The following is a 20,345-nucleotide window of genomic DNA, read 5'->3' as shown; positions in this document are numbered from 1 at the left end:
CCCTGCACGCGGTGCACCGCGAGCGCGGGCTGCCGCAGGCCGCCGCCCTCGCCGACCGGATCGCCGAACGGCTGCTGGAGTCCGCGCCCGCCGCACGGCCCGGCGACGGACCGCCGGAGAGCCTCGGCTTCGCCTTCGGCGAGGCCGGCATCGGCTGGGCGCTGGTCCGGCACGCCCGGTTCACCGGCGGCCCGCTGGGCGAACGGAGCGGGGCGGCCGGCCGGGCCAGGCTGACGGCCGCGCTCGCGGCGGCGGACCGGCTCGACACGGGCTGGTGCTCCGGTACGGCCGGTGTCCTGCTGGCGGCGGCCGACGCCGGGCTCCGTCCGCTGCCGGGTACCGGCCCGGCCCAGGACGCCGGACGCCTGCTCGCCGGGCACCCGCCGGTGGCCGACCTCAGCCCGTGCCACGGCGAGCTGGGCATCACGGAAGCGGTGGCAGCCCTCGCCGGGCGGGGCCACGCCGAGGCCAGGGCCGCCCTGACCGGCCGGATCGGCCTGGTCCTCGGACTGCTCCACGCCTGGGAGCCCCGCTGCGGGACCCCCGGGCACGTACCGACCCCCGGCCTGCTCACGGGCCTTTCGGGCATCGGCTACTCCCTGCTCCGGCTGGGCTTCGCCGACACCGTGCCCTCGGTCCTGCTGCTCGACCCCGCCCAGGACGGCAAAGGGGGCTAGCGCCCCCGTACCGCCGTCCGGTGCGCCGCCCGCGGCGCGCGCACCACGAGACCCCTCCCCGAAGGACGACCGACCACCCCACAGAACCAACCACCCCACAGAACCAACCACCCCACAGAACCGACCGCCCCACAGAACGAGTTGCTCCACGGAAAGGAACCCCCCATGTCCAGTTCCCTGCAGAACAGCACCGTCCGCGACGAGACCGCGCAGGCGCCCGCGGCGGTCACCGACCCGGCCGGCGAGATCCGGCTGGTCCGCTGGAACGGGGCGTGCGCCCGGAACCGGGTGCTGGCCGGAATGGTCCTCGGCAGCGGCGTCGTGATCGGTCTCAGCTCCTCGACCATCACCAGCGTGTCGGTGCCCATGTGACCCGCCGTCACGCACGGGACGTCCGTGCAGGTGTGCGCCTCCCGTGAACGAGTGACTACTATCCGGGGATATGCGTCTGCGGACAGCTCATCTCATTGGTCGTGAGGCCGAAGTCACCGAGCTCAGCCAATCGTTGCGGAACGTGAAACGGTCGCGCGGAGGCACGGCGTTCCTGGTCGGAGAAGGAGGGATCGGCAAGTCGCGGCTGGTCGCCGAGTTGATCGGATCGGCACTCGACGCCGGCGTGCGGGTCCTGAAGGGCCGCAGCAGCACCATCGGCCCGATGGTGCTGCTGCGGCCGCTCACCGAGGCCCTGATGCCGCTCTCCCGCGGTGGCGTCACACCGGACGAGGCGGACCTCGGACCGTACCGCCCGGTGCTCGGCCGGCTCGTCCCCGGCTGGAGCACCGGCGCCCCCGACCAGGGATCGACGGTGGTGCTCGCCGAAGCGGTCCTGCGGCTGCTCGCCCACGCCGGCCGCGAGAGCGGCTGCCTGCTGGTGCTGGAGGACCTGCACGACGCGGACACCGAGACCCTCGCCGTCGTCGAGTACCTGGTCGACAACCTCGAACAGCAGCCGCTCATGCTGGTGGCGACCCTCCGGTCCGATCCCGGCGAGGCCCTGAGTCTCGCCGAGTCCGCCGGCCGCCGACGCAGCGCGACGGTGTTCAGGCTGGCACCGCTGGACGCCGACGGGGTCGGCCGGATGATCGCCTCCTGCCTGGACACCGCCCCCGGCGGGATGCCCGCCGAGGTGCTCGACCAGATGTGGCAGGACAGCGCGGGCATCCCGTTCCTGGTCGAGGAGCTCCTCCAGGGCGCGGTCGCCGGTGGCTCGCTCGTCCGCGAGGGCGCCGTCTGGCGGGTGGTCGGCGACCTCCGCCGCAATGTGCCCAGGGCGCTGCTGGAGGGCGCCATCCACCGTATCGACCAACTCGGGCCGCAGGGCAGGACCCTGCTCAGCGCCGCCGCCGTGCTGGGCCGGCGGTTCTCCCTGTCGGTGCTCCAGTCGATGACCGGCGTCGACGACCGGAGCCTGCTGAGCCACCTGCACGCGAGCGTCGCCGCCCGGCTGGTCGCGGCCGACGAACCCGCCCCCGACTGGTACGCCTTCCGGCATCCGCTGACCGCAGAGGCGCTGCTCGCGCAGCTCACCCCGGCCGCCCGGGTCGCCCTGTCCGAGCAGGCCGCGAACGCGATCGAGACGCTCAACCCCGGTCTGCCGGGTGACTGGTGCCCGCTGGCGGCGACCCTGCGCGCCGACGCCGGCGATCCCGTCCGGGCCGGCCGGCTGTTCACCGAGGCCGGGCGCCGCGCCCTCGCCGACGGCGCGGTCACCTCCGCGGTCGCGCTGCTCGACCGCGCCGAACGGCTGCTCGCCGAGGGCGGCGACTCCGCCGCCCGCGCCGAGGCCCTGGAGGCACTGCTGCCCGCGCTCGCCGACACCGGGGACCTGACCCGGGCGCTCAGCCTCACCGGCAGCCTGCGGGAACTCGTCGGGGCGGGCCTCGGCGCGGCCCGGCTGGCGGCCCTGCACACCCGACTGGCGCACGTGGCGTACATGGCGGGCCGCTGGGCCGACGGCAACAACCAGATCGAGCGGGCCCGCGCCCTGCTGGCGACGGCGCCCGACGAGGCGCACACCGCGCTGACCGACGTGGTGGAGGCGTACCTGTGCCTCGACACACCGGGACCCGACCGCACCCAGCGGGCCGAGCGGCTGGCCCGGGCCGCGCTCCGCACCGCCGAGCGGCAGAGCCTGCCCCTGGTCGCCTGCCAGGCGTGGGAACTCCTCGGCGTGGTCGCCCGCGAACGCGACCTGTCGGAGGCCAGCACCTACCTGGAACAGGCGATGAGCACCGCCGAACGGCACAGCCTGCCGCTCCAGCGGATGTACGCCCTCACCCGGCTCGGCGGCATCCGCTGGCTGGACGACGGCAGCACCGCCACCCTCGACGAGGCCCGCACGGAGGCCCGACGGCTGGGCGCGGTCCCCGTCGTCTACGGCATCGACGGCATCCTCACCCTGCACGACGTGCTGCACGGCCGCTTCGCCGACGCCCGGGCGCGCGGCGACGAGACGCTGACCATGGCGGCACGCCTGAAGCTGACGTCGGTGGCCCGCTACCTGCTGATGGCCCGCGCGGTGCTGGCCGCCCACCAGGGCGACCGGACGGCCATGGAGGAGGCGCTGGCCGACTTCGGCCGCTGGGGCGGGAGCCGCTCGCCCGAGGAACCGCTGGCCCTCGGCCTGGCCCAGGTCTTCTGCGCGCTCCTGGAGGAGAACCGGGAACAGGCGGCCCGGACCATGGCCGAACTCGAAGCGCTGGAGGCCGAGAACCCGACCACCTTCCACCTGAGCGGACGGCACGGCCTCGGACTGCTCCTCGACCTCCTGGACGGCCGTGCCGGGCGCGCCGACCTCGACCGGCTGGCCGCCAGCGCCGCGGGCCGCATGCGGTGGAACCGCCACTTCGTGCTGCTCGCCGAGGCCGTCCTGCTCGGCCGGGAGGGCCGGCCCGAGGCGGCCGGACGCACGGCCCTGCTCGCCCAGAGGACCGGCGCGCACTATCCCACCGCCCGCCATCTCGGGCAGCGGCTGATCGCCGAGGAGGCCCATGCGCTGGGCTGGGGCGAGCCGGAGAGGTGGCTGCGGGAGGCCGAGCACCACTTCCGCGAGACCTCCGCCACCGCGGTGGTCGGCGCCTGCCGGACCCTGCTGCGCGCGATCGGCGCACCGGTGCGCCAGCACCGCACCGGCAGCGACCGCATCCCACCGGAACTGCGCCTGAAGGGCATGACGGTCCGCGAGTACGAGATCTTCCGGCTGCTGGCCGACCGCCCCAGCAACAAGGACATCGCCGCCCGGCTCTACATCTCGCCGCGCACCGTCGAGAAACACGTCGCCAGCCTGATCGCCAAGACCGGTCTGCTCAACCGCGTGCAGCTGTGCGCCCTGGCGGCGGAACAGACCTGACGACCGGGCCCGCCCGCACCACCTGCCCGGTGACCGGGCGAAGCGTCAGGTGTTGCCGCCGTTGCCCCCGACGAGACCGCTCGCGATGGCCGTCAGGACATCTGCTTCCGCGCCGCCGCAGTGGCTGAAGGGCTCACCGACGGGCAGGCCGGCGAAGTTGCCGTCGACCGCGCCGGTGCCACGGGCTGCCGTCCCGCCGGCGCGGGCTGCGCCGTGACTGCCGCAGAAGGTGCCGAAGGACGGCGACGCGAGCGGCAGGATGCCCCCCCGCGGAGGCCGGGGCGGCGGCCAGACCGAGGGCGAGGGCAGCGAGACAGCTCGTGGTGCAGACGCGCTTCATGCCCCGGTCAACGACCTGCGCCGTTACCGGACACGCCGCGGTGACGCCCTCCCGGCCACCGCGGCGGCGGTCGGGCAGGCCCGCCGTGCACGGCCCGTGGGCCCCGCCCCCACCGGCAACCCGTCGCCCCATCGGACCGGAGGAAACTCAGTACTCCTGGTGACCGCGGCGACTGGGAATAGGCCTAGTCGAACCGCTGACACGCACTTACCTTGCGCCCATGGATGAGCTGCGTACACGCAAGTACAGGCGGTGGTTCGACGCCGCGGACGTCGACGGCGACAGCGCGATAACGCGGCAGGACGTCGTCATGATGAGCGAGCGTTACGTCCGGGCCAGGGGCATCGCCGCCGACTCGCCCCAGGCACAGCGGATGTACGACACCATGAACGGATTCTGGGAGTCCGTGATAGCCCCCGCCGACGCCGACAAGGACGGCAGGGTGACCTCGGCGGAGCTCACCCGGGCGTTCGCCGCGACCTTCACCGATCGCGCCCGCTACCCGGAGGAGCTCGCGCCGATCGCCGACCGCTTCTTCGACCTGGCCGACGGCGACGGCGACGATTCGCTCAGCCGCACCGAGTTCACCCACATCTTCGGAAGCACGGGACGGGCCACCGACGCCGAGTGCGCCGAGGTGTTCGACGCGCTCGACCTCGACTCCTCCGGAGCCCTGTCGCGGAGCGAGTACCACAGGGCCGTCTCCGAGTTCTTCTACGGCAACGCCCCCGACTCGCCGGCCAACCACATGTTCGGCCGTCTCGTCTGAGGGACCGGCAGGACGGGAGAAGCCCGGCCGGCCACTCCGTTCAGCTCAGCTCAGCTCCGCCCAAGGAGGCCCCATGGCGCAGAACAGCACCGAGCAGAAGTTCACCTCCCTGTTCGCCTGGTTCGACCGCACCGGCGACGGCTACCTCACCCGTGACGACTTCCGGCAGATCGGTGAGGTGTTCGCCGCGGTGGCACCGGACGAGGACAACAAGAGCGCGCTGCGCGAGGCGTTCATGCTCTGGTGGGACGTCCTGGACGAGGCCGGTGCCCCGGACTCCCGGGGCCGCATCGAGCGCGGGCGGTTCATCACCGCCATGCGCTCCCACGTCGCCGCCGACACGAAGACCGTCGAACGCCTGGTGATGCCCATCATCGACGCCCTCATGCACGCCCTGGACACCGACGGGAGCGGCACGCTCACCGCCGACGAGTACGTCCGCATGTACGACGCCCTAGACATCGACCCGGCCACCTCCGCCGCGGCCTTCCGGCGCCTCGACCGCGACGGCAGCGGCACCATCACCCACGACGAGTTCCGCACCGCCATCGAGGAGTTCTACCTCGGCACCGACACCGAGGCACCCGGCAACTGGCTGCTCGGCCCGCCGCTGCCGCCCGGCTGACCGGTCCCGCCGAGCAGGCGGTGGAGCGACGCCGTCAGGCTCGCCACGAAGGAGTCACGGGTCGCGTCGTCGAGGAGGTCCAGGGACAGGTACGGGTTCAGGTCCTCCAGTTCGACCAGCAGCAGCCCGCCGTCCGGGGCGCGGCAGGCGTCGACGCGCTGGATGCCGTGGTCGATGTCGTTCCAGTCGATGAAACGCCGTGCGAAGTCCAGGTCGGCGGGCGTGGGTTCGTAGCGTTCGAGCTGCCAGCGCCGGTCGGGGCGGGGCGCGTACAGGGCGTACTGGAAGGCGTGGTCGACGTAGTAGAACGACACCTCGTACCGGAAGTCGATCCGCGGCTGGACGAGGACGCCGGAGCCGGGGCCCTCGTCGTGGGCGAGGGCCCGCAGCCGTTCCCGGGGGACGAACTCCAGACCTATGGAGTCCGCGCCGAGCTTGGGCTTCACCACGTACTCGGCCGCGTCGGGGAGCCTTCCGACGTCCTCGAACCGGTCGACGGTGGGGATCACCGGAAAGCCCTGGGAGGTGAGGTCGACGAGGTACTGCTTCCCGGCCTGGTCCGCCTTGCCGGTCAGCTGGGTGCAGACCGGTGTGCCGCGCTCGGCCGCCCGCTCGCGGAACTCGTCGTACGCGGCCCGGTGGTGCAGGACGGGCCCGCTGTTGCGGACCACGGCCGCGTCGAAGCCGGGGGATTCCAGCAGCGCGGCGGCGTCGAGCGGATGGCACAGCGCCAGGTCGAAGTGCTCGCGGAGCCGGGAGGTCAGGAAGATGTCCTCGTCGCAGTACCGGCGCCCCGCGGCCCGGTAGGCCAGATCGGTCACGAACAGCAGTCTGGGCCGGTCGGATGCCATGGACTCTCCTGATGGATCGGTGTCTGACCTCCCATTACACACCGGCCGGTCCCGCCGCCCGGACGGCCGGGAGCGGGAGCCGGCCGGTTGCGTACTGCGCGGGACGTTGACCAGAAAGCGCTTACCCCTTACGTTTCCCGTTCAGTGGCGTGACCCGTGTTCGGCACCCCGAATGCACCTTGCCGTACGCCCTGCAAGTGGAACGCTCTCGAAGGGACGCACCCGCATGCGTAGCCGCCCCCCGCGTGCCCCTCCCCGGTGACCCCGACGGCCCGGGCGGCCGTCCCGCAACCACCGTCGTTGCGGCCCTGTGGCGGCCCGCGGACGTCACCGAGACCTCCCCCATTGGTTTCGGCGTCGTCGGCGGTCGCGGGAAGGGCCTCACCTCACCTCATCTCACCTTGCCCCGCCCCCAGCACCCTCGGCAGAGAAGAAGGAAACGGGACATGACCTCTCCAGCGCGGCCGCGAACGCGGCGGCTCCACCGGGCCCCCGCCCGGCAGGCCCTGGTCGGCGGGCTCGGCGCCCTCGGTCTCATGGTTGGCATGGTCACGACAGGTGCCACGCTCTCTCCGGCGAGCGCCGCCACCTGGCCGACCCCGACCAGCAACGAGGGCGTCTCCGCCACCATCCAGGTGTCCGGCACCGAGGACTACGGGATGAAGCGGTTCTACGGCACCGGTGACCTGGCCGGGGACGGCCAGGAGGAGGGCCAGGACCCGATCCTCCAGCTCGCCGACGGCGCGGTGCTGAAGAACGTCGTCATCGGCGCGCCGGGCGCCGACGGCATCCACTGTCAGGGCAGCTGCACGCTGCAGAACGTCTGGTGGGAGGACGTCGGCGAGGACGCCGCCACCTTCCGCGGTGGCACGGGGGCCACGTACACCGTGACCGGCGGCGGCGCGAAGAAGGCCGCGGACAAGGTCTTCCAGCACAACGGCGGAGGCACCCTGAGTGTCTCCGACTTCGCGGTGCAGGAGTTCAAGACGCTCTACCGCTCCTGCGGGGACTGCTCCACGCAGTACACGCGCAAGGTGAACCTCGGCGGCATCGACGTGACCGGGACGGGCTCCACGGCACGCATCGCCGGGATCAACGTCAACCGGAACGACGTGGCGACGCTGCGCGACATCACCATCCGCGGCGACGCGAGCCGCAAGGTCGTCCCCTGCCAGAAGTACTACAACAACACGGCGGTCGGTACGGGCCCCGACAGCACCAACTGCCTGTACTCCACCTCGGACCTCACCTGCAGGTGAGCCGTCGCCCCGGCGGCCGGACGGACCTTCCTTCCCCCCCACGGGGGTCCGCCCGGCCGCCGGACGCGTACGGGTCAGGCCCAGGCAGTGGTGAGGACGAACGAGCTGTCCTGCCGGAAGAGGTCGCTGCCGTCCGACGGGTCCACGCGGAGCTGGTAGTCGTAGTGGCGCAGATAGCGGCCGGGGTGGTTGTACGACTCCAGGCGTACGGAGCCGCCGGCGCTGCCCGTCCGGGCGATGAAGGTGGCGTCCCCGGCGAACGTGGACGTGCCGTCGTTCGCGTCGAAGCGGCCGCGGAAGTCCCGGTGCCGCAGATAGGCGCCGGCCGCGTTGCGGAAGGAGCAGCCGTTGCCGTCGGCGAGCCCCGCCACGACGGTGAAGGTGGACGCATGCTTCTCCGCGGCCGTGCTGGAGGCGGTCACCACGGGCAGGTTCAGCAGGGCGGACTGGTCCTGCCAGTAGCGGGTGGTGAAGTTGCCCGACCGCAGCGAGCGCGTGACCCCCTTCGGCACGCTCACCCCGCCGGACACCGTCTCCTTGAGCACGGTGAAGTGGCGCGCGGTACCGGAGATGCCCGGCAGCGCCCTGGGCGTGCTCCAGGTCGCGAAGGTGTCGTAGCTGTCGCTGAAGTAGTACGTGCCGTCGCCGTACCCGTCGAAGAAGATCCGCCACGCGCCGTTGTCGAGCCGGATCAGCGCCGCACCCTCGCGGGTGCCGCCCCAGCCGGCCCAGTTCCCGGTCCTGCTGATGGTGTACGGCCCGTTGAGCGCCGGGGCCGTGGCGTACTCGATGTACTTGGACGTCTCGTTCTTCGTGAAGGCGTGGTAGGCCGAGCCGGTCCGCACCACGAACGTGTCGATGTGGTTGGCGCCGATGCCGGCCAGGACGGTGGGTGAGGTCCACGCCGTGAGCGCCGAGTCGGTGGCCCTGAGGCGGTACGGGGTGAAGATCCACTGGTTGTCGGCGGTCGAGCAGGACACCAGGATGTTGACACTGCCGTCGCTGTCGACGAACCACTCGGGCGCCCACGCGCGCGACAGGTTCGCGATGGGGACGGGATGGTCGTACAGGAAGGTCCAGCTGACCCGGTCCGGGCTGCGGGCGAAGCCGATGGTGGTGCTGGTGTCCTGCCAGGTTCGCGTGGTGTAGGTGAGGTAGTAGTAGCCGTCGGTGTGCCTGAGGATGCTGGCGTCGCGGATGCGGCCCGCGGGCGGGGTGTACGCGGACGCCTTGAGGAGCCGGAAGTCCGTCGCGTCGTCCGACTGGTAGACGTTCACCGTGCCGTCGTTGCTGTTGAGGAACGGCACGATGGTGTAGCGGGTGGCGGAGCCGCCGGGCGGCGCGGCCGCCGCGGCCGTGCCGGGCAGGCCGGGCAGCGCGCCCACGGCGAGGGCGGAGGCGGGCAGGGCGGCCATCGCCCGCAGCAGGCTCCGACGCGAGGGCGTGAAGGGTGCGTGGGGTGTCGGGGGCCGGAACGCGCCGGTCGCGTCCGGGGCCGCGCCCGGTGTCGAGTCCGGTGGTGCGGCGGATCCGGCGGAGCTGTCTGGCGTGGTCATGTGCGGCTCTCCTTGTCGGCGCGTCCCTGCGTCGCTGTATGACGGTATTTCGAACATGGTTCGGCAAGCCGGTCAGAACGTAGGACGCCGTCATGGCCGCGTCAATAACATCGACACGCTTCACCACCTGTGGACCGAGGGCCACTTGAGCAACCGTGAGGCGCGGACGCCCGTGTGTCCACCGGTTTGGTGCCGGTGCGTCCGGCTACCCGGACCATGTGTCGGTCACCGAGTTGCAGGAAGTCGTCCGATTCCTAGAAGACCGGTTCGCCTGCGCGCAGGCGTGTACCGAGTGCGCGCGCGTCTGTTCCCTGCGGGCGGGCCTCGTCGGCCTCGACGCCCCCGGCGACCGGCAGCCGGTCCGGCGCAAGGGCCTCCTGTGCGCCGAGGTCTGCGACGCGACGTGCCGCCTGCTGGCGGAGCAGGTCACGCAGTCCGAGGACGTGATGCGGGTCCAGGTCGAATGGTGCCGCGCCGTCTGCCTGGAGACCGCCCACGCCTTCGACCTCGGCCCCGGTTCCGAGCGGGACGCCGAGGCGTGCCGTGCGTGCGCCCGCGCCTGCACGGAGTTCCTCGCCCTGCTGAGGTGACCCGTGCGGGCCCCACACGGGCCCGTCACCGGCATTCCCTATTTCTGGAACACGTTCTACGGTGTGCGCCGTCAGGCCCGGCCGGCCGCGGCAGCGGGCCAGGAGCCAGGGAGGCGTCGTGCACCTCGAATACACGCCGGAGCAGCAGCGGCTGCGCACCGAACTGCGCGCCTACTTCGCCCGGCTGGTCCCGGACGGCGAGCACACCGCCCCCGGCGGTCCCGCCGCCTCTCCGGGGTCCGCCGCCTCTCACGGACCTGCCGTCTCCCGGAGCCCCGGGGAAGGGGAGGGCGGGGGAGGGGCCCTGGCCGACGACCGGGCGGCGCAGAAGCGCTTCTACCGCGACACCGTCCGCCGGCTCGGTTCCGACGGCTGGCTCGGCGTGGGCTGGCCGAAGGAGTACGGCGGACGCGGTCTGACGCCGACGGAGCAGTTCGTCTTCTTCGACGAGGCCGCCCAGGCGGGCGTACCGCTGCCGCTGATGGCCCTGAACACCGTCGGCCCGACGATCATGAAGTTCGGCACGGACGAGCAGAAGGCGTACTTCCTGCCCCGGATCCTCTCCGGCGAGATCGACTTCGCCATCGGCTACAGCGAGCCCGACGCGGGCACCGACCTGGCCGCCCTGCGGACGAGGGCCGTCAGGGAGGGCGACGAGGAGACCGGCCACTACGTCGTCGACGGCCAGAAGATCTGGACGACGAACGGCGACACCGCCGACTGGGTGTGGCTGGCCGTCCGCACCGACCCCGACGCCCCACCGCACAAGGGCATCACCATGCTCCTCGTGCCGACCTCCGACCCCGGCTACTCCTGCACGGTCATCACCACCCTCGCCTCGCACGACACCACCGCCAGCTACTACGAGAACATCCGGGTCCCCGTCTCCCGGCGCGTCGGCGAGGAGAACGAGGGCTGGCGGCTGATCACCAACCAGCTCAACCACGAGCGCGTCACCCTCGCCGCCCACGGCACCACGGCCGTCCGCGCCCTGCGGGACGTGCAGCGCTGGGCCATGGAGACCAAGCTCGCCGACGGCCGCCGGGTCGTCGACCTCCCCTGGGTGCGCCGGAGCCTGGCCCGGACCCACACCAGGCTCGACGCGATGAAACTCCTCAACTGGCAGATGGTGAACGCCGTCCAGGAGGGCACCCTCACCCCGCAGGACGCCTCCGCGGTCAAGGTGTACGGGTCCGAGGCCCGCCGGGACGCCTACGCCTGGCTCATGGAGGTCGTCGCGGCGGCGGGCGCCCTCAAGGACGGCTCGGCGGGCGCGGTGCTCCACGGCGAACTGGAGCGCGCCTACCGCTCGGCGGTCATCTTCACCTTCGGCGGCGGCAACAACGAGATCCAGCGGGAGATCATCTCGTGGATCGGCCTGGGGATGCCGCGGGTACGGCGCTGAGCTCGTGTGACCACCGACGCCGGTTGTCACATACCGCTGGCCTCAGAAGGGGAGGTAGGTTGCCGGTGGGACCGGCGTTGTGCGGGGGCGACGTGGAGGGGCCCCCGCCCCCTCGGCCCGTTCGGCAGCCCTCACCCACTTGGCGCGCCACGCGCGAGGTCGGCTAGTGCCTCTCGTGCCCGGCCGGAGCCGGCCGGTGCGGCGGGGTGGGGCGCCGGGGCACGAGCTGTGGTGAGCCGTCGGTTCCGGTGAGGGCGACCAGGGCGGCGTGGTCGGGGGAGAGGGAGCAGGCGGGGTCGGTGCGAGCGGCGTCCCCGGTCAGGGCGTGGGCCTGGCAACGGCAGCCGCCGAAGTCCTCGGTGCGGCGCTCGCAGGTACGGCAGGGAGGGGGCATCCATGCGGTGCCGCGGTAGGCGTTGAAGGCTGCTGACTCCTCCCAGATCCAGCGCAGTGACCGGTCGGCGACGTTCGGCGGGTCCAGGCCGGGGAGGGCTGCCGCGGCGGGGCAGGGGAGCACCGTTCCGTCGGGCGTGACGGTGAGGGACACCGCACCCCAGCCGCCCATGCAGGGTTTGGGTGTGCCGGAGAAGTAGTCGGGCACCACCCATGTGATGTCCAGAACGTCGGCCAGGCTCTTCCGCCGGCGTTCCACGGTCTCGGTGGCTTCCTGGAGTTGTTCCCGGCTCGGCATGAGCGCGGAACGGTTGAGCAGGCCCCAGCCGTAGAACTGGGCGTTGGCCAGTTCGATGCGGTCCGCCCGCCAGTCGACGGCCAGTTCCACGAGGTCGTCCACGGCGTCCAGGTTGTGCCGGTGCAGGACGACGTTGATGCCGAGGGGGAGGCCGCGCCCCTTCACGAGCCGGGCCGCCGCCCGCTTGGCGTCGAAGGAGCGGCGGCCCGCGATCTCGTCGGACCGTCCGGGATCGGCGTGCTGCACGGACAACTGCACACTGTGCAGGCCGGCCCCCACCAGGGCGTCGAGCCGTTGCGCGGACAGTCCGTCGCCGCTGGTCACCAACTGCGTGTACAGCCCGGCGTCCACCGCGCTCCGGGTGATGTCCGCCAGGTCCCGGCGCAGCAGGGGTTCGCCGCCGGAGAGGTGGGTGTGCAGGACGCCGAGGCCGGCCGCCTGGCGGAAGACGTCCGCCCACCGGGAGGCGCTCAGTTCCTGTGAGCGGCGGGTCAGCTCCAGTGGGTTGGAGCAGTATCCGCAGTGCAGGGGACAGGCGTGGGTGAGTTCGGAGAGCAGGGCCCAGGGTGGTGGGGGAGTCGTCATCGCAGGCAGCCCTCCGCACGCAGCCGGTGCAGGAACGAGGAGACCTCGTGGCGTACGCGCGTGGTGTCGGCGCCGGCCGGGAGCAGGCCTGCGATCTCGTCGACGGTACGGCTGCCGTCGCACAGGTCGAGAACGGCGCGTCCCGAGCCGTGCAGGACGACGACGCGTTCGGGCAGCAGCAGGACGTCGGTTCCCCGGGCCCGGTCGTGGCGCAGCACCGCGGCCGCGGGGACACGGGGGCGCCAGGGCAGGACGTCGCTCATCGCGGCGTCTCCTGCGGTGCCGTCCCCTGCCGTGCTGTTGCCTGCAGGCTGTCGAGCAGGCTCCACAGGACGTCGCACTTGAAGGAGAGGGCCGCGAGAGCCCGGTCCTGCTGGTCGCGGGTCACCGCCCACTCCTTCACCCAGGACAGTGCCTCGCCCGCGTCGCGGCGTCCTTGGGGGACGCGGCTGCGGAAGTAGGACAGGCCCTCGGAGTCGATCCAGGGGTAGTGCAGTGGGAAGGTCTCCAGCCGGGTCAGCATGATCGAGGGCGCGCACAGTTCGGTCAGGGACGAGGCGACCGCTTCGAGCGCGCTGGTGTGGCGGCAGAAGTTGACGTAGCCGTCGACGGCCAGCCGGACCCCGGGACGCAGGTACCGGTGTGCCAGCAGGTCGCGCCGGTCGAGTCCGACGGCTTCGCCCAGGCGGAGCCATCTTTCGATTCCGCCGTCCTGGTCGGTGATCCCGTCGTGGTCCTGGATGCGCCGGAGCCAGGAGCGGCGCTGGGCGGGCAGTGGGAGTTTGGACAGGATGTGGGCGTCCTTGACGGGGATGTTGCACTGGTAGTAGAAGCGGTTCGCCACCCACATCCGCAGTTCGCCGGGGCTCAGTCCACCTCGGTGCATGCGTTGGTTGAACGGATGGCGGTCGTGGTAGCGGGCTGCGGCCAGTTCACGCAGCCGGGCCTCCAGTCGCTCCGCGTCCCATGGACTGCGATCCGCAGCCCCGTCCGGATCCGGTGGGGTGGGAACGACGGTCCCGAAGGCGGTCGTGGTCACAGTTGCACCACCATGTTCTCCTCTGCCGCGCGCAGGCCGAGGCCGGCGAGCCGTTCGTGTGCGGGGTCGCCGGGGTCGGCCAGCGGGTTGGTGTTGTTGAGATGGGTGTAGAAGACCTGTGCGCCGGTCCGGTGGAGGCGTTCGGCGGTGCCGCCGGAACCCTCGACGGGCAGGTGCCCCATCCCTGAGGCCGTGCGGCGTGAGACACCGGTGCGGCGCGGTTCGTCCTCGTCGAGGAAGGTGCCGTCGAGGAGCACGCAGTCGGCTCCGGCGATCTCGTCGTCCAGCGGGTCGCTCCAGGCGGCGAGTGCCGGTGCGTACAGAGCGCGCGTGCCCGTGCCGGGATCGTGCACCTTGAGCGCCGTGCTCCAGGCAGGGTGCGAGGGTTCGCCGGCCGCGTACCGGGGTCGCTTGTCGGACAGGGGCAGGGCGCTCACTTCCAGTCCCGCGACCGTGGCCGGTCGTCCGGCGCCGGTGAGCGGAAGGTCGTGCCAGGTGAGCGTGGTGTAGGGAGAGAGGATGTCGGTGAGGGGCAGACGTACGGTCAGGGCCTCGTGCACGGGTCGTGTGCACCAGACCTCGATGCGTGCGGCCTCTCGCAGGCGCAGCAGCCCGAGGGTGTGGTCCAGTTCCGCGTCGGTGAGGACGACCCGTATCACGGGCGTACGTTCCTTTCCTGCCCCGGGCCGCAGGGCAGGTTGGCCTTCGAGCTGTTCGGCGACGTCCGGTGTGGCGTTGGCGAGGAACCAGGCGTCCGGGTCCGCGCCGTGGAAGGCCAGACCGTCGTGGAGACGGCGGCGGGAGGGGTGCCGGCGTGCCCCGGTACAGCCGGGGCACGCACAGTTCCACTGCGGGAGGCCGCCACCGGCTGCTGTCCCCAGGACGCGCAGCAGCACGGCGGTCGCCTACTGCTTGCGCAGCGAGTAGGCGGTGACCTCCAGAGCGGTGTCGACCACCGTGAAGTCGGGGGTCCGCCAGCTGCTGACGGTCTGCTCGGAGGGCTGGGGCTGGGGCTGGGACCGGTGCTGCGTCTGCGGTTCGCTGTTCATGACGACCTTGCCTCTCGTGGTGGGTGAGGGGGGAGACCGCGGGTTTCGGGCCCCGCGCGGCCCTGTGGCTGCCGCCCGGCCGGTGACAGCCGCAGGTCACTTGCAGAACGGCTTCCTGCCCATGGCCGACTCGATGCCACCGAGGAGCAGCTTCTGGTACTCGGCTGCCCCGGGGAAGGAACCGTCGGTGCTGAAGGCCCCGGCATCGTGCCCCAGGGTGGTGAGCCAGGCGCGGCCGCCGTCGTAGTACTGGCACCAGGCGACCGGGTGGTCGTCCCCGTGCCCGGGGTGGTGGTGGTTGCCCTTGACACCCTTGGCGAGGGTGCTCTCGTCGACCTCGGCGAGGACGCGGACCCGGGTCGGGGCGGGCACGAGGTTGTACCACTCGTCGGAGAAGTCCCACCTGGGCGGCAGCGACTTGGTGGAGACGTCCTTGCGGTTCACGGTACGGACCGTGCCGGGCTGGGCGGGACCGTGGTCGTAGAAGTTGGCGTTGCCGAGCAGACCCTCGTACCAGGGCCAGTTGTACTCGGTGCCGAAGGCGTTGTGGACGCCGACGAAACCGCCGCCGCCGCGTATGTACTGACGCAGCGAGGTCTGTGCCCCGTCGTCGAGGGTGTCACGGCTGGTGGAGTAGAAGATGACGGCGTTGTACTTGAACAGGGTGGCCGGGGAGGACAGTTGGGAGACGTCCTCGGTGTGGTCGACCTGGAAGCCGTTGTCGGCGCCCATCTTGACAACGGCCTTCTGCACGGCGTTGGCGTCGCTGAGCGCCGGGTTCAGCCCGGGGGCCAGCGCGGGGCCGAGGTTGGCGTGGCGGGGACCGACGGTACGGGTGTACAGCAGGACCTTGAAACCCTCGGACGTGTCGAAGTTACCCCAGTCGTGGTAGCAGCGCACGTCCACGCCGCGGCACACGCCGTAGTCGGGGTCGCCGAGCTGCTGGGCTCCCTGGGCGACGCGTCCCTGGGCCACGCTGATCGTGCCGGTCGCCACCAGGGCGACCGTGACACCGAGCGTGCCGACGACGCCGGCGAGGGCGGCGGTGAGGGGCCGGGGGCGGTGTCTTTGTCCGGGTGTTGTCGTCATCGGGCAGTCCTTGCGACGTGTGTCCGGTGTGGTGGTGTCAGGCGGCACCAGGAGGGCGGAAGTGCCGGGCCCGGCCGCGACGAGTGATGGCGGATCGTCACTTCACGACGACTTTGCCGGTGCTCTGCGGGGCGACCGGGTCGTTGTAGAAGTACTCGCCGGGCGTGTCGAAGGTGTAGGTGTAGGACTGCCCCGGCATGAGGAGCCCGGTGTCGAACTCGGCCTCGAAGAACGAGACCGCGCCGTGCGCGGTCCTGTTGTCGGCCGGGTTGACGAACGTGACGGTGGTGCCCTTGGCGATGCTCAGGTGCTGCGGTGACATGGCGTTCTGCGCCACGAGGTTCTCGGTGGTGCCGGGGGCGTTCCTGGCGCTGTCCCAGACACGGCCCAGGGTGACGGTGTTCCTGGCGGTGTCGCCGGTGACCGCGGCGGCACGGACCTGGTTGCGCTTGGACGGCGGTGTGGGTGCCGGCGCGGGTCCGGCCTTCCCGCCGAGCTTGAAGGCCCACAGGTGGTCGCCCTTGGGGATGTCCGGGTAGGGCAGTCCGTTCCCGCCGGCGAGTACGGCGACGTACTGCTCGCCGTCGATCTCGTAGGTCAGCGGGCTGGTGTTGACGCCCGCGCCGCACTGCCAGGTCCACAGCTCCGTGCCGTCGCGGTCGTCGAGGGCGGTGAGCACGCCGTCGGGGCGGCCCTGGAAGAGCACGCCGCCCGCGGTGCTGAGGATGCCGTTGCCGTGGGCGAGGGACCAGTCGCCCTCCTGGCGCCAGGCGACGGTGTTGGTGCGGGGGTCGACCGCGGCGAGGCCGCCGGCGAAGTACTCACCGATCGGGCGGGCGGTGTTGACCCGGCCGCCGCGGGTGTTGGAGTAGGCGGAGTTGATGAGGCCGTAGCCCACGTAGACGAGGCCGGTGCGGTGGCTGAAGGAGGGGAAGGACCAGTCGGCGCCGCCGCCCGCACCGGGGTAGAGAATGGTGGGCCGGTCCCAGTGGACCTCGAAGAGGCCGCCGGTGGCGTAGAAGGGCACGGGCCGGGTGGCCTTGTCGATGCGCGGTTCGCTCTCGACGAAGGGCTCCCCGCCGGGGAAGGGCTGTGTGGGCGCGGTCTTCTGCGCCTCGTGCTGCGGTACGGGCCGCTCCTCCATGCCGTGCACGGGCTTGCCCGTCGCACGGTCGAGGAAGTAGTACATGCCCGTCTTGCTGCCGTAGACGACGACCCGGTGCTTCTTCCCCTTGATCAGGATGTCGGCGAGGACGGGGGACATGACGTTGTCGTAGTCCCAGATGTCGTGGTGGACGGACTGGAAGTGCCAGCGCCGCCTGCCGGTCTTGGCGTCCATGGCGACGATGCAGTTGGCGAACAGGTTGTCGCCGCCGCGGGTGGAACCGTCGGTGCGGGGGTACGGGTTGCCGAACGTCCAGTAGACGAGGCCGAGTCCGGGGTCGACGGCGGGATGGATCCAGCACACCGCGCCACCGGTCTTCCAGGAGTCGCCCTCCCAGGTGTCGTGTCCGTACTCGCCGGGTCCGGGGGTGCCCCAGAAGACCCACACGACCTCGCCGGTCGCGGCGTCGAGGGCGTAGGCGCGTCCCCGGGCGCCGGCGGTGCTGCCCTGGGTGCCGACGTAGACGAGTCCGTCCCAGAACACGGGGGCTCCGGCCAGGCCGCCCCTGCTGCCGCCGCACTGGCCGCCGGCGGGGTCGCAGTCCGGGTCCTCCTGGTCCTCGACCAGGAGTTCGCGGGTCCAGACGACGGCGCCGGTCCTCTGGTCGAGGGCGTGGACCTTGTTGTCGCCGGAGATGGTGTAGGCCAGGCCCCTGCCGAGGGCGAGGCCGCGCATGTTGGTGGTCTCGGTACCGATGTTCGTCTTCCACTTCACCGTGCCGGTGCGTCCGTCGACGGCGAAGACGTTCTGCTGGGTGGTGGCGAGGTAGAGGATGCCGTCCTGGGCGATGACGGCGCACTGCTGGTGGCTGGAGGTGGAGCCGTTCTCCAGATTGACGTGCCAGGCGCCGCCGAGCTCGCGGACGTTGCCGGCGTCGATCCCCTTCAGCGAGGAGTGGTTCTGGTTGCCGAGGTTGCCGCCGGGCTTGGGGAAGTCCCTGCCGGTGGCGGCGTGGGCCTGGGCGGGTACGGGCCGCGCCAGGGTGACCGGTGCGGCTGCTTCGGCGGTGGTGCTGTTGAGCAGGGTGACGGTGGTCGCGGTTCCGGCGGCCGTCGAGGCGAGGAAGCTGCGTCTGTCCATGGTCCCTCTTTCGTGACGGTGCCTGATGGGCTCGTCCGTGACGGGGCTGAGGAGTCTTGCGTGGGGGGAGGGAGGAGAGGGCGGATCATGGTCCGCTGTACGGTTCATGTGGTCCGTACGATGGTTGCCGATTGGCGAGAAGCCACGTTAGGGATGCGCCGGTGGTGTGACAAGGGGTGGGACGCGGATTGTTCACGCGTCCTTCGGCTGGGGCAGTCGGGCCGGCAGCACGCTGCGGGGAACGGGGCCCTTGTTGCGGCGGCCCTGTCCGCTCTCCTCCCAGGCGTGGGCGAGGATGCCCACGGAACGGCTGAGGACGAACAGACCACGGGCCAGCGGCGCGGGAAAACCCAGCTCGGCGTAGATGACGGCGGTCGCCCCGTCGATGTTCATCGGGACCGGCCGGGCACCGGCCCGGCGGCGGCGCAGGGCCGACTCGACGGCGAGGGCGGCGTGGAGGAAATCGCCGCCGACCACCCCGTCGGCCACCGCTTGCCGTACGAGGCCCAGCAGGGGGTCGCGCCGGGGGTCGACGGGATGGAAGCGGTGCCCGAACCCGGGCAGGTAGCGGGAGCGGCTCTGCCATTCGGCCATGACGTCGCGGGCCGCGTCGTCCCAGCCGAGGCCGTCGTCGTGAGCGGTGCGGATGTCGGTGAGCATCTCCACGCACTGCTGGCCCGCTCCGCCGTGGGCGTCGCCGAGCATGTTGACCCCGGTGGCGATCGCGTTGTTCAGGCCGACTCCGCAGGTCGCCGCCATGCGGGCGGCGGCGATGGACGGGGCTTGGGGGCCGTGGTCGACACCGGCGACCAGCGCCGCCTCGAGCAGAGCGGATTCCGGCGGCGAGGGCATCGCGCCACGCAGCATCAGCCAGATGACGCCGGCCAGGCTCGTCCTGCCGATGAGTTCCTGGACCGGTCGGTCGCGCAGCTCGATGCTGCCGGGCTCGATGTGGCTGACCGCCGTGGCCCACCACAGGGCGGCCTCGTTCTGGTCCTCCGTCATGAGGCGGCGGCCTCCTCGGTGGACACCGTGGTTTCGCCGGCCGTGGTGGACCAGCGCTGCGCGAGGAGGTGCCGCTCGGTGTTGTGCTCGCCCAGCAGGGGTGGGGGAGAGGGGGGAGCGAATGCCTCTCCGTCGAACAGCACTCCGTTGCCCACCACGCGCAGCGGCTGATCGGCGCGCCCCGGGTGGCTCAGTTCGGTGACGAAGCGGCGGTGCGCCAGTTGCGGCTGCTCCAGGGCCTGGGGCACGGTGAGGACCCGGGCCGAGGGCACACCGGCAGCGTTCAGCTCGCGTTCCCAGTCGGCGGCCGGGCGCGCGGCCAGGGCACGGTTCAGCGCGGTGTTGAGCTCGGCCCGGTGGATCCTGCGCTGCTCCCGCTCGTCGAAGCGGGGATCCGTGATCAGCTCCGGGACGCCCGCCAGCCGGCACAGGGTCTCGAACTGGCGTTGCTGGTTGGCGGCGATGTTCAGCGGGCCGTCGGCCGCGTGGAAGGTGCCGGAGGGCGCGGCGGTCGGGTTCTGGTCGCCCAGCGGCTGCGGCGGGATGCCGCTGACGAGGTAGTTGGAGACGGCCCAGCCCATCGTGGACAGGGACGCCTCCAACATGGAGACGTCCAGTCTGCTGCCGGCACCGGTGCGCTCCCGGTGCAGCAGCGCGGCGCTGATGGCGAACGCCGCCATCAGTCCGCCGGTGGTGTCGCAGACCGGGAAGCCGATGCGCTGCGGCGCGGTCTCCGAGGTGCCGGTGACGCTCATCATGCCGGTCAGGCCCTGGATGATCTGGTCGTAGGCGGGAGCGTCGCTCATCGGGCCGGAGTGCCCGAAACCGGAGATGGAGCAGTAGACGAGGCGTTCGTTGAGCTGGGCGAGTCGTTCGGCGCCGTAGTCCATCCGGTCCAGTACGCCCGCCCGGAAGTTCTCCAGCAGTACGTCGCTGCCGGTGAGCAGGTCCTCGAAGAGGGTGCGGTCGGCCGTGTCCTTGAGATCGAGCTCGAGTGATTTCTTGCCCGCGTTCTGGGCGAGGAACGACGCGCCGACGCCGTCGCGGTTGAGCGAGGGGTCGGGACCGAGACTGCGGGCGAGGTCCCCCCGCCCGGGGCGTTCGACCTTGACCACTTCGGCACCCATGAGCATCAGCTGATAGCTGCAGTAGGGCCCGGCGAGCACGTTCGTGAGGTCCAGAACGCGTATTCCGTCGAGTGGGCGAACGTGCATGGGCGTC

General features: G+C 71.8%; 19 protein-coding genes. 8 read left to right on the top strand and 11 right to left on the bottom strand.

What is annotated here, in order from left to right; all coding sequences use genetic code 11:
- From KM933_RS32200 to KM933_RS32180, 5 genes are all read left to right on the top strand, one after another.
- Window positions 1-677 (top strand): lanthionine synthetase LanC family protein (locus KM933_RS32200; RefSeq protein WP_308013611.1); only part of this gene is annotated, 677 nt, incomplete at its 5' end.
- 165 nt (window positions 678-842) lie between these two features.
- Window positions 843-1,049: a hypothetical protein gene (locus tag KM933_RS32195; RefSeq protein ID WP_221358903.1), complete on the top strand. Its 207-nt coding sequence runs from the start codon at window positions 843-845 to the stop codon at window positions 1,047-1,049.
- 70 nt (window positions 1,050-1,119) lie between these two features.
- The gene (locus tag KM933_RS32190; RefSeq protein WP_221358901.1) at window positions 1,120-4,026 is read left to right on the top strand and encodes a helix-turn-helix transcriptional regulator; all 2,907 of its coding nucleotides are present in this window, start codon (window positions 1,120-1,122) and stop codon (window positions 4,024-4,026) included.
- A 560-nt stretch (window positions 4,027-4,586) separates the two neighbouring features.
- Entirely contained in the window at window positions 4,587-5,135 is a 549-nt protein-coding gene (locus KM933_RS32185; protein WP_221358899.1) for an EF-hand domain-containing protein, read from the top strand.
- A gap of 73 nt (window positions 5,136-5,208) precedes the next feature.
- Window positions 5,209-5,760, top strand: a complete 552-nt coding sequence (locus tag KM933_RS32180) for an EF-hand domain-containing protein (RefSeq protein ID WP_221358897.1) — start codon at window positions 5,209-5,211, stop codon at window positions 5,758-5,760.
- On the opposite strand, the gene KM933_RS32175 is transcribed toward KM933_RS32180, so the two are convergent.
- Window positions 5,694-6,611 carry a hypothetical protein gene (locus KM933_RS32175; RefSeq protein ID WP_260334463.1) on the bottom strand — a complete coding sequence of 306 codons (918 nt, stop codon included), beginning with the start codon at window positions 6,609-6,611 and terminating at the stop codon, window positions 5,694-5,696. The genes KM933_RS32180 and KM933_RS32175 overlap by 67 nt on opposite strands.
- 446 nt (window positions 6,612-7,057) lie before the next feature.
- Between KM933_RS32175 and KM933_RS32170 the strand changes: the two genes are divergently transcribed.
- Window positions 7,058-7,870, top strand: coding sequence for a pectate lyase (locus KM933_RS32170; protein WP_221358895.1), 813 nt, complete (start codon window positions 7,058-7,060; stop codon window positions 7,868-7,870).
- Window positions 7,871-7,944: 74 nt separating this feature from the next.
- On the opposite strand, the gene KM933_RS32165 is transcribed toward KM933_RS32170, so the two are convergent.
- Window positions 7,945-9,285, bottom strand: a complete 1,341-nt coding sequence (locus KM933_RS32165) for a glycoside hydrolase family 43 protein (RefSeq protein WP_260334470.1) — start codon at window positions 9,283-9,285, stop codon at window positions 7,945-7,947.
- A 359-nt stretch (window positions 9,286-9,644) separates the two neighbouring features.
- Between KM933_RS32165 and KM933_RS32160 the strand changes: the two genes are divergently transcribed.
- Together KM933_RS32160 and KM933_RS32155 are read left to right on the top strand one after the other, a co-directional pair.
- Complete coding sequence (locus tag KM933_RS32160; RefSeq protein ID WP_221358892.1) at window positions 9,645-10,016, top strand: four-helix bundle copper-binding protein; 372 nt, start codon at window positions 9,645-9,647, stop codon at window positions 10,014-10,016.
- Window positions 10,017-10,134: 118 nt separating this feature from the next.
- Complete coding sequence (locus KM933_RS32155) at window positions 10,135-11,421, top strand: acyl-CoA dehydrogenase family protein (protein ID WP_221358890.1); 1,287 nt, start codon at window positions 10,135-10,137, stop codon at window positions 11,419-11,421.
- A 163-nt stretch (window positions 11,422-11,584) separates the two neighbouring features.
- Here the strand turns inward: KM933_RS32155 and pqqE are convergent, their stop codons facing one another.
- From pqqE to KM933_RS32110, 9 genes are all read right to left on the bottom strand, one after another.
- The gene (gene pqqE / locus KM933_RS32150; protein ID WP_221358887.1) at window positions 11,585-12,697 is read right to left on the bottom strand and encodes a pyrroloquinoline quinone biosynthesis protein PqqE; all 1,113 of its coding nucleotides are present in this window, start codon (window positions 12,695-12,697) and stop codon (window positions 11,585-11,587) included.
- On the bottom strand, window positions 12,694-12,960 hold the full coding sequence (pqqD, locus tag KM933_RS32145; RefSeq protein WP_221358886.1) for a pyrroloquinoline quinone biosynthesis peptide chaperone PqqD: 267 nt from the start codon (window positions 12,958-12,960) through the stop codon (window positions 12,694-12,696). The genes pqqE and pqqD overlap by 4 nt, the downstream gene beginning before the upstream one ends.
- On the bottom strand, window positions 12,957-13,649 hold the full coding sequence (gene pqqC, locus KM933_RS32140; RefSeq protein ID WP_221358911.1) for a pyrroloquinoline-quinone synthase PqqC: 693 nt from the start codon (window positions 13,647-13,649) through the stop codon (window positions 12,957-12,959). The genes pqqD and pqqC overlap by 4 nt, the downstream gene beginning before the upstream one ends.
- A gap of 83 nt (window positions 13,650-13,732) precedes the next feature.
- A complete protein-coding gene (pqqB, locus tag KM933_RS32135) occupies window positions 13,733-14,632 on the bottom strand; it encodes a pyrroloquinoline quinone biosynthesis protein PqqB (protein WP_221358876.1) in 900 nt (299 codons plus the stop codon).
- Between the two features lie 9 nt (window positions 14,633-14,641).
- The gene (gene pqqA / locus KM933_RS32130; RefSeq protein ID WP_221358874.1) at window positions 14,642-14,785 is read right to left on the bottom strand and encodes a pyrroloquinoline quinone precursor peptide PqqA; all 144 of its coding nucleotides are present in this window, start codon (window positions 14,783-14,785) and stop codon (window positions 14,642-14,644) included.
- Window positions 14,786-14,881: 96 nt separating this feature from the next.
- The gene (locus KM933_RS32125) at window positions 14,882-15,874 is read right to left on the bottom strand and encodes a ThuA domain-containing protein (RefSeq protein ID WP_221358872.1); all 993 of its coding nucleotides are present in this window, start codon (window positions 15,872-15,874) and stop codon (window positions 14,882-14,884) included.
- A 97-nt stretch (window positions 15,875-15,971) separates the two neighbouring features.
- The gene (locus KM933_RS32120; RefSeq protein ID WP_221358870.1) at window positions 15,972-18,119 is read right to left on the bottom strand and encodes an outer membrane protein assembly factor BamB family protein; all 2,148 of its coding nucleotides are present in this window, start codon (window positions 18,117-18,119) and stop codon (window positions 15,972-15,974) included.
- A gap of 192 nt (window positions 18,120-18,311) precedes the next feature.
- Window positions 18,312-19,124 carry a citryl-CoA lyase gene (locus KM933_RS32115; RefSeq protein ID WP_221358868.1) on the bottom strand — a complete coding sequence of 271 codons (813 nt, stop codon included), beginning with the start codon at window positions 19,122-19,124 and terminating at the stop codon, window positions 18,312-18,314.
- Entirely contained in the window at window positions 19,121-20,338 is a 1,218-nt protein-coding gene (locus KM933_RS32110) for a CaiB/BaiF CoA transferase family protein (protein WP_221358866.1), read from the bottom strand. The genes KM933_RS32115 and KM933_RS32110 overlap by 4 nt, the downstream gene beginning before the upstream one ends.
- Window positions 20,339-20,345: the final 7 nt, after the last annotated feature.

Origin of the sequence: Streptomyces beigongshangae (assembly GCF_019710745.1) — a bacterium.
Lineage (GTDB): Bacteria > Actinomycetota > Actinomycetes > Streptomycetales > Streptomycetaceae > Streptomyces > Streptomyces beigongshangae.
The sequence above is the reverse complement of the archived record's forward strand: the minus strand, read 5'-3'. Positions and strand labels throughout refer to the sequence as shown.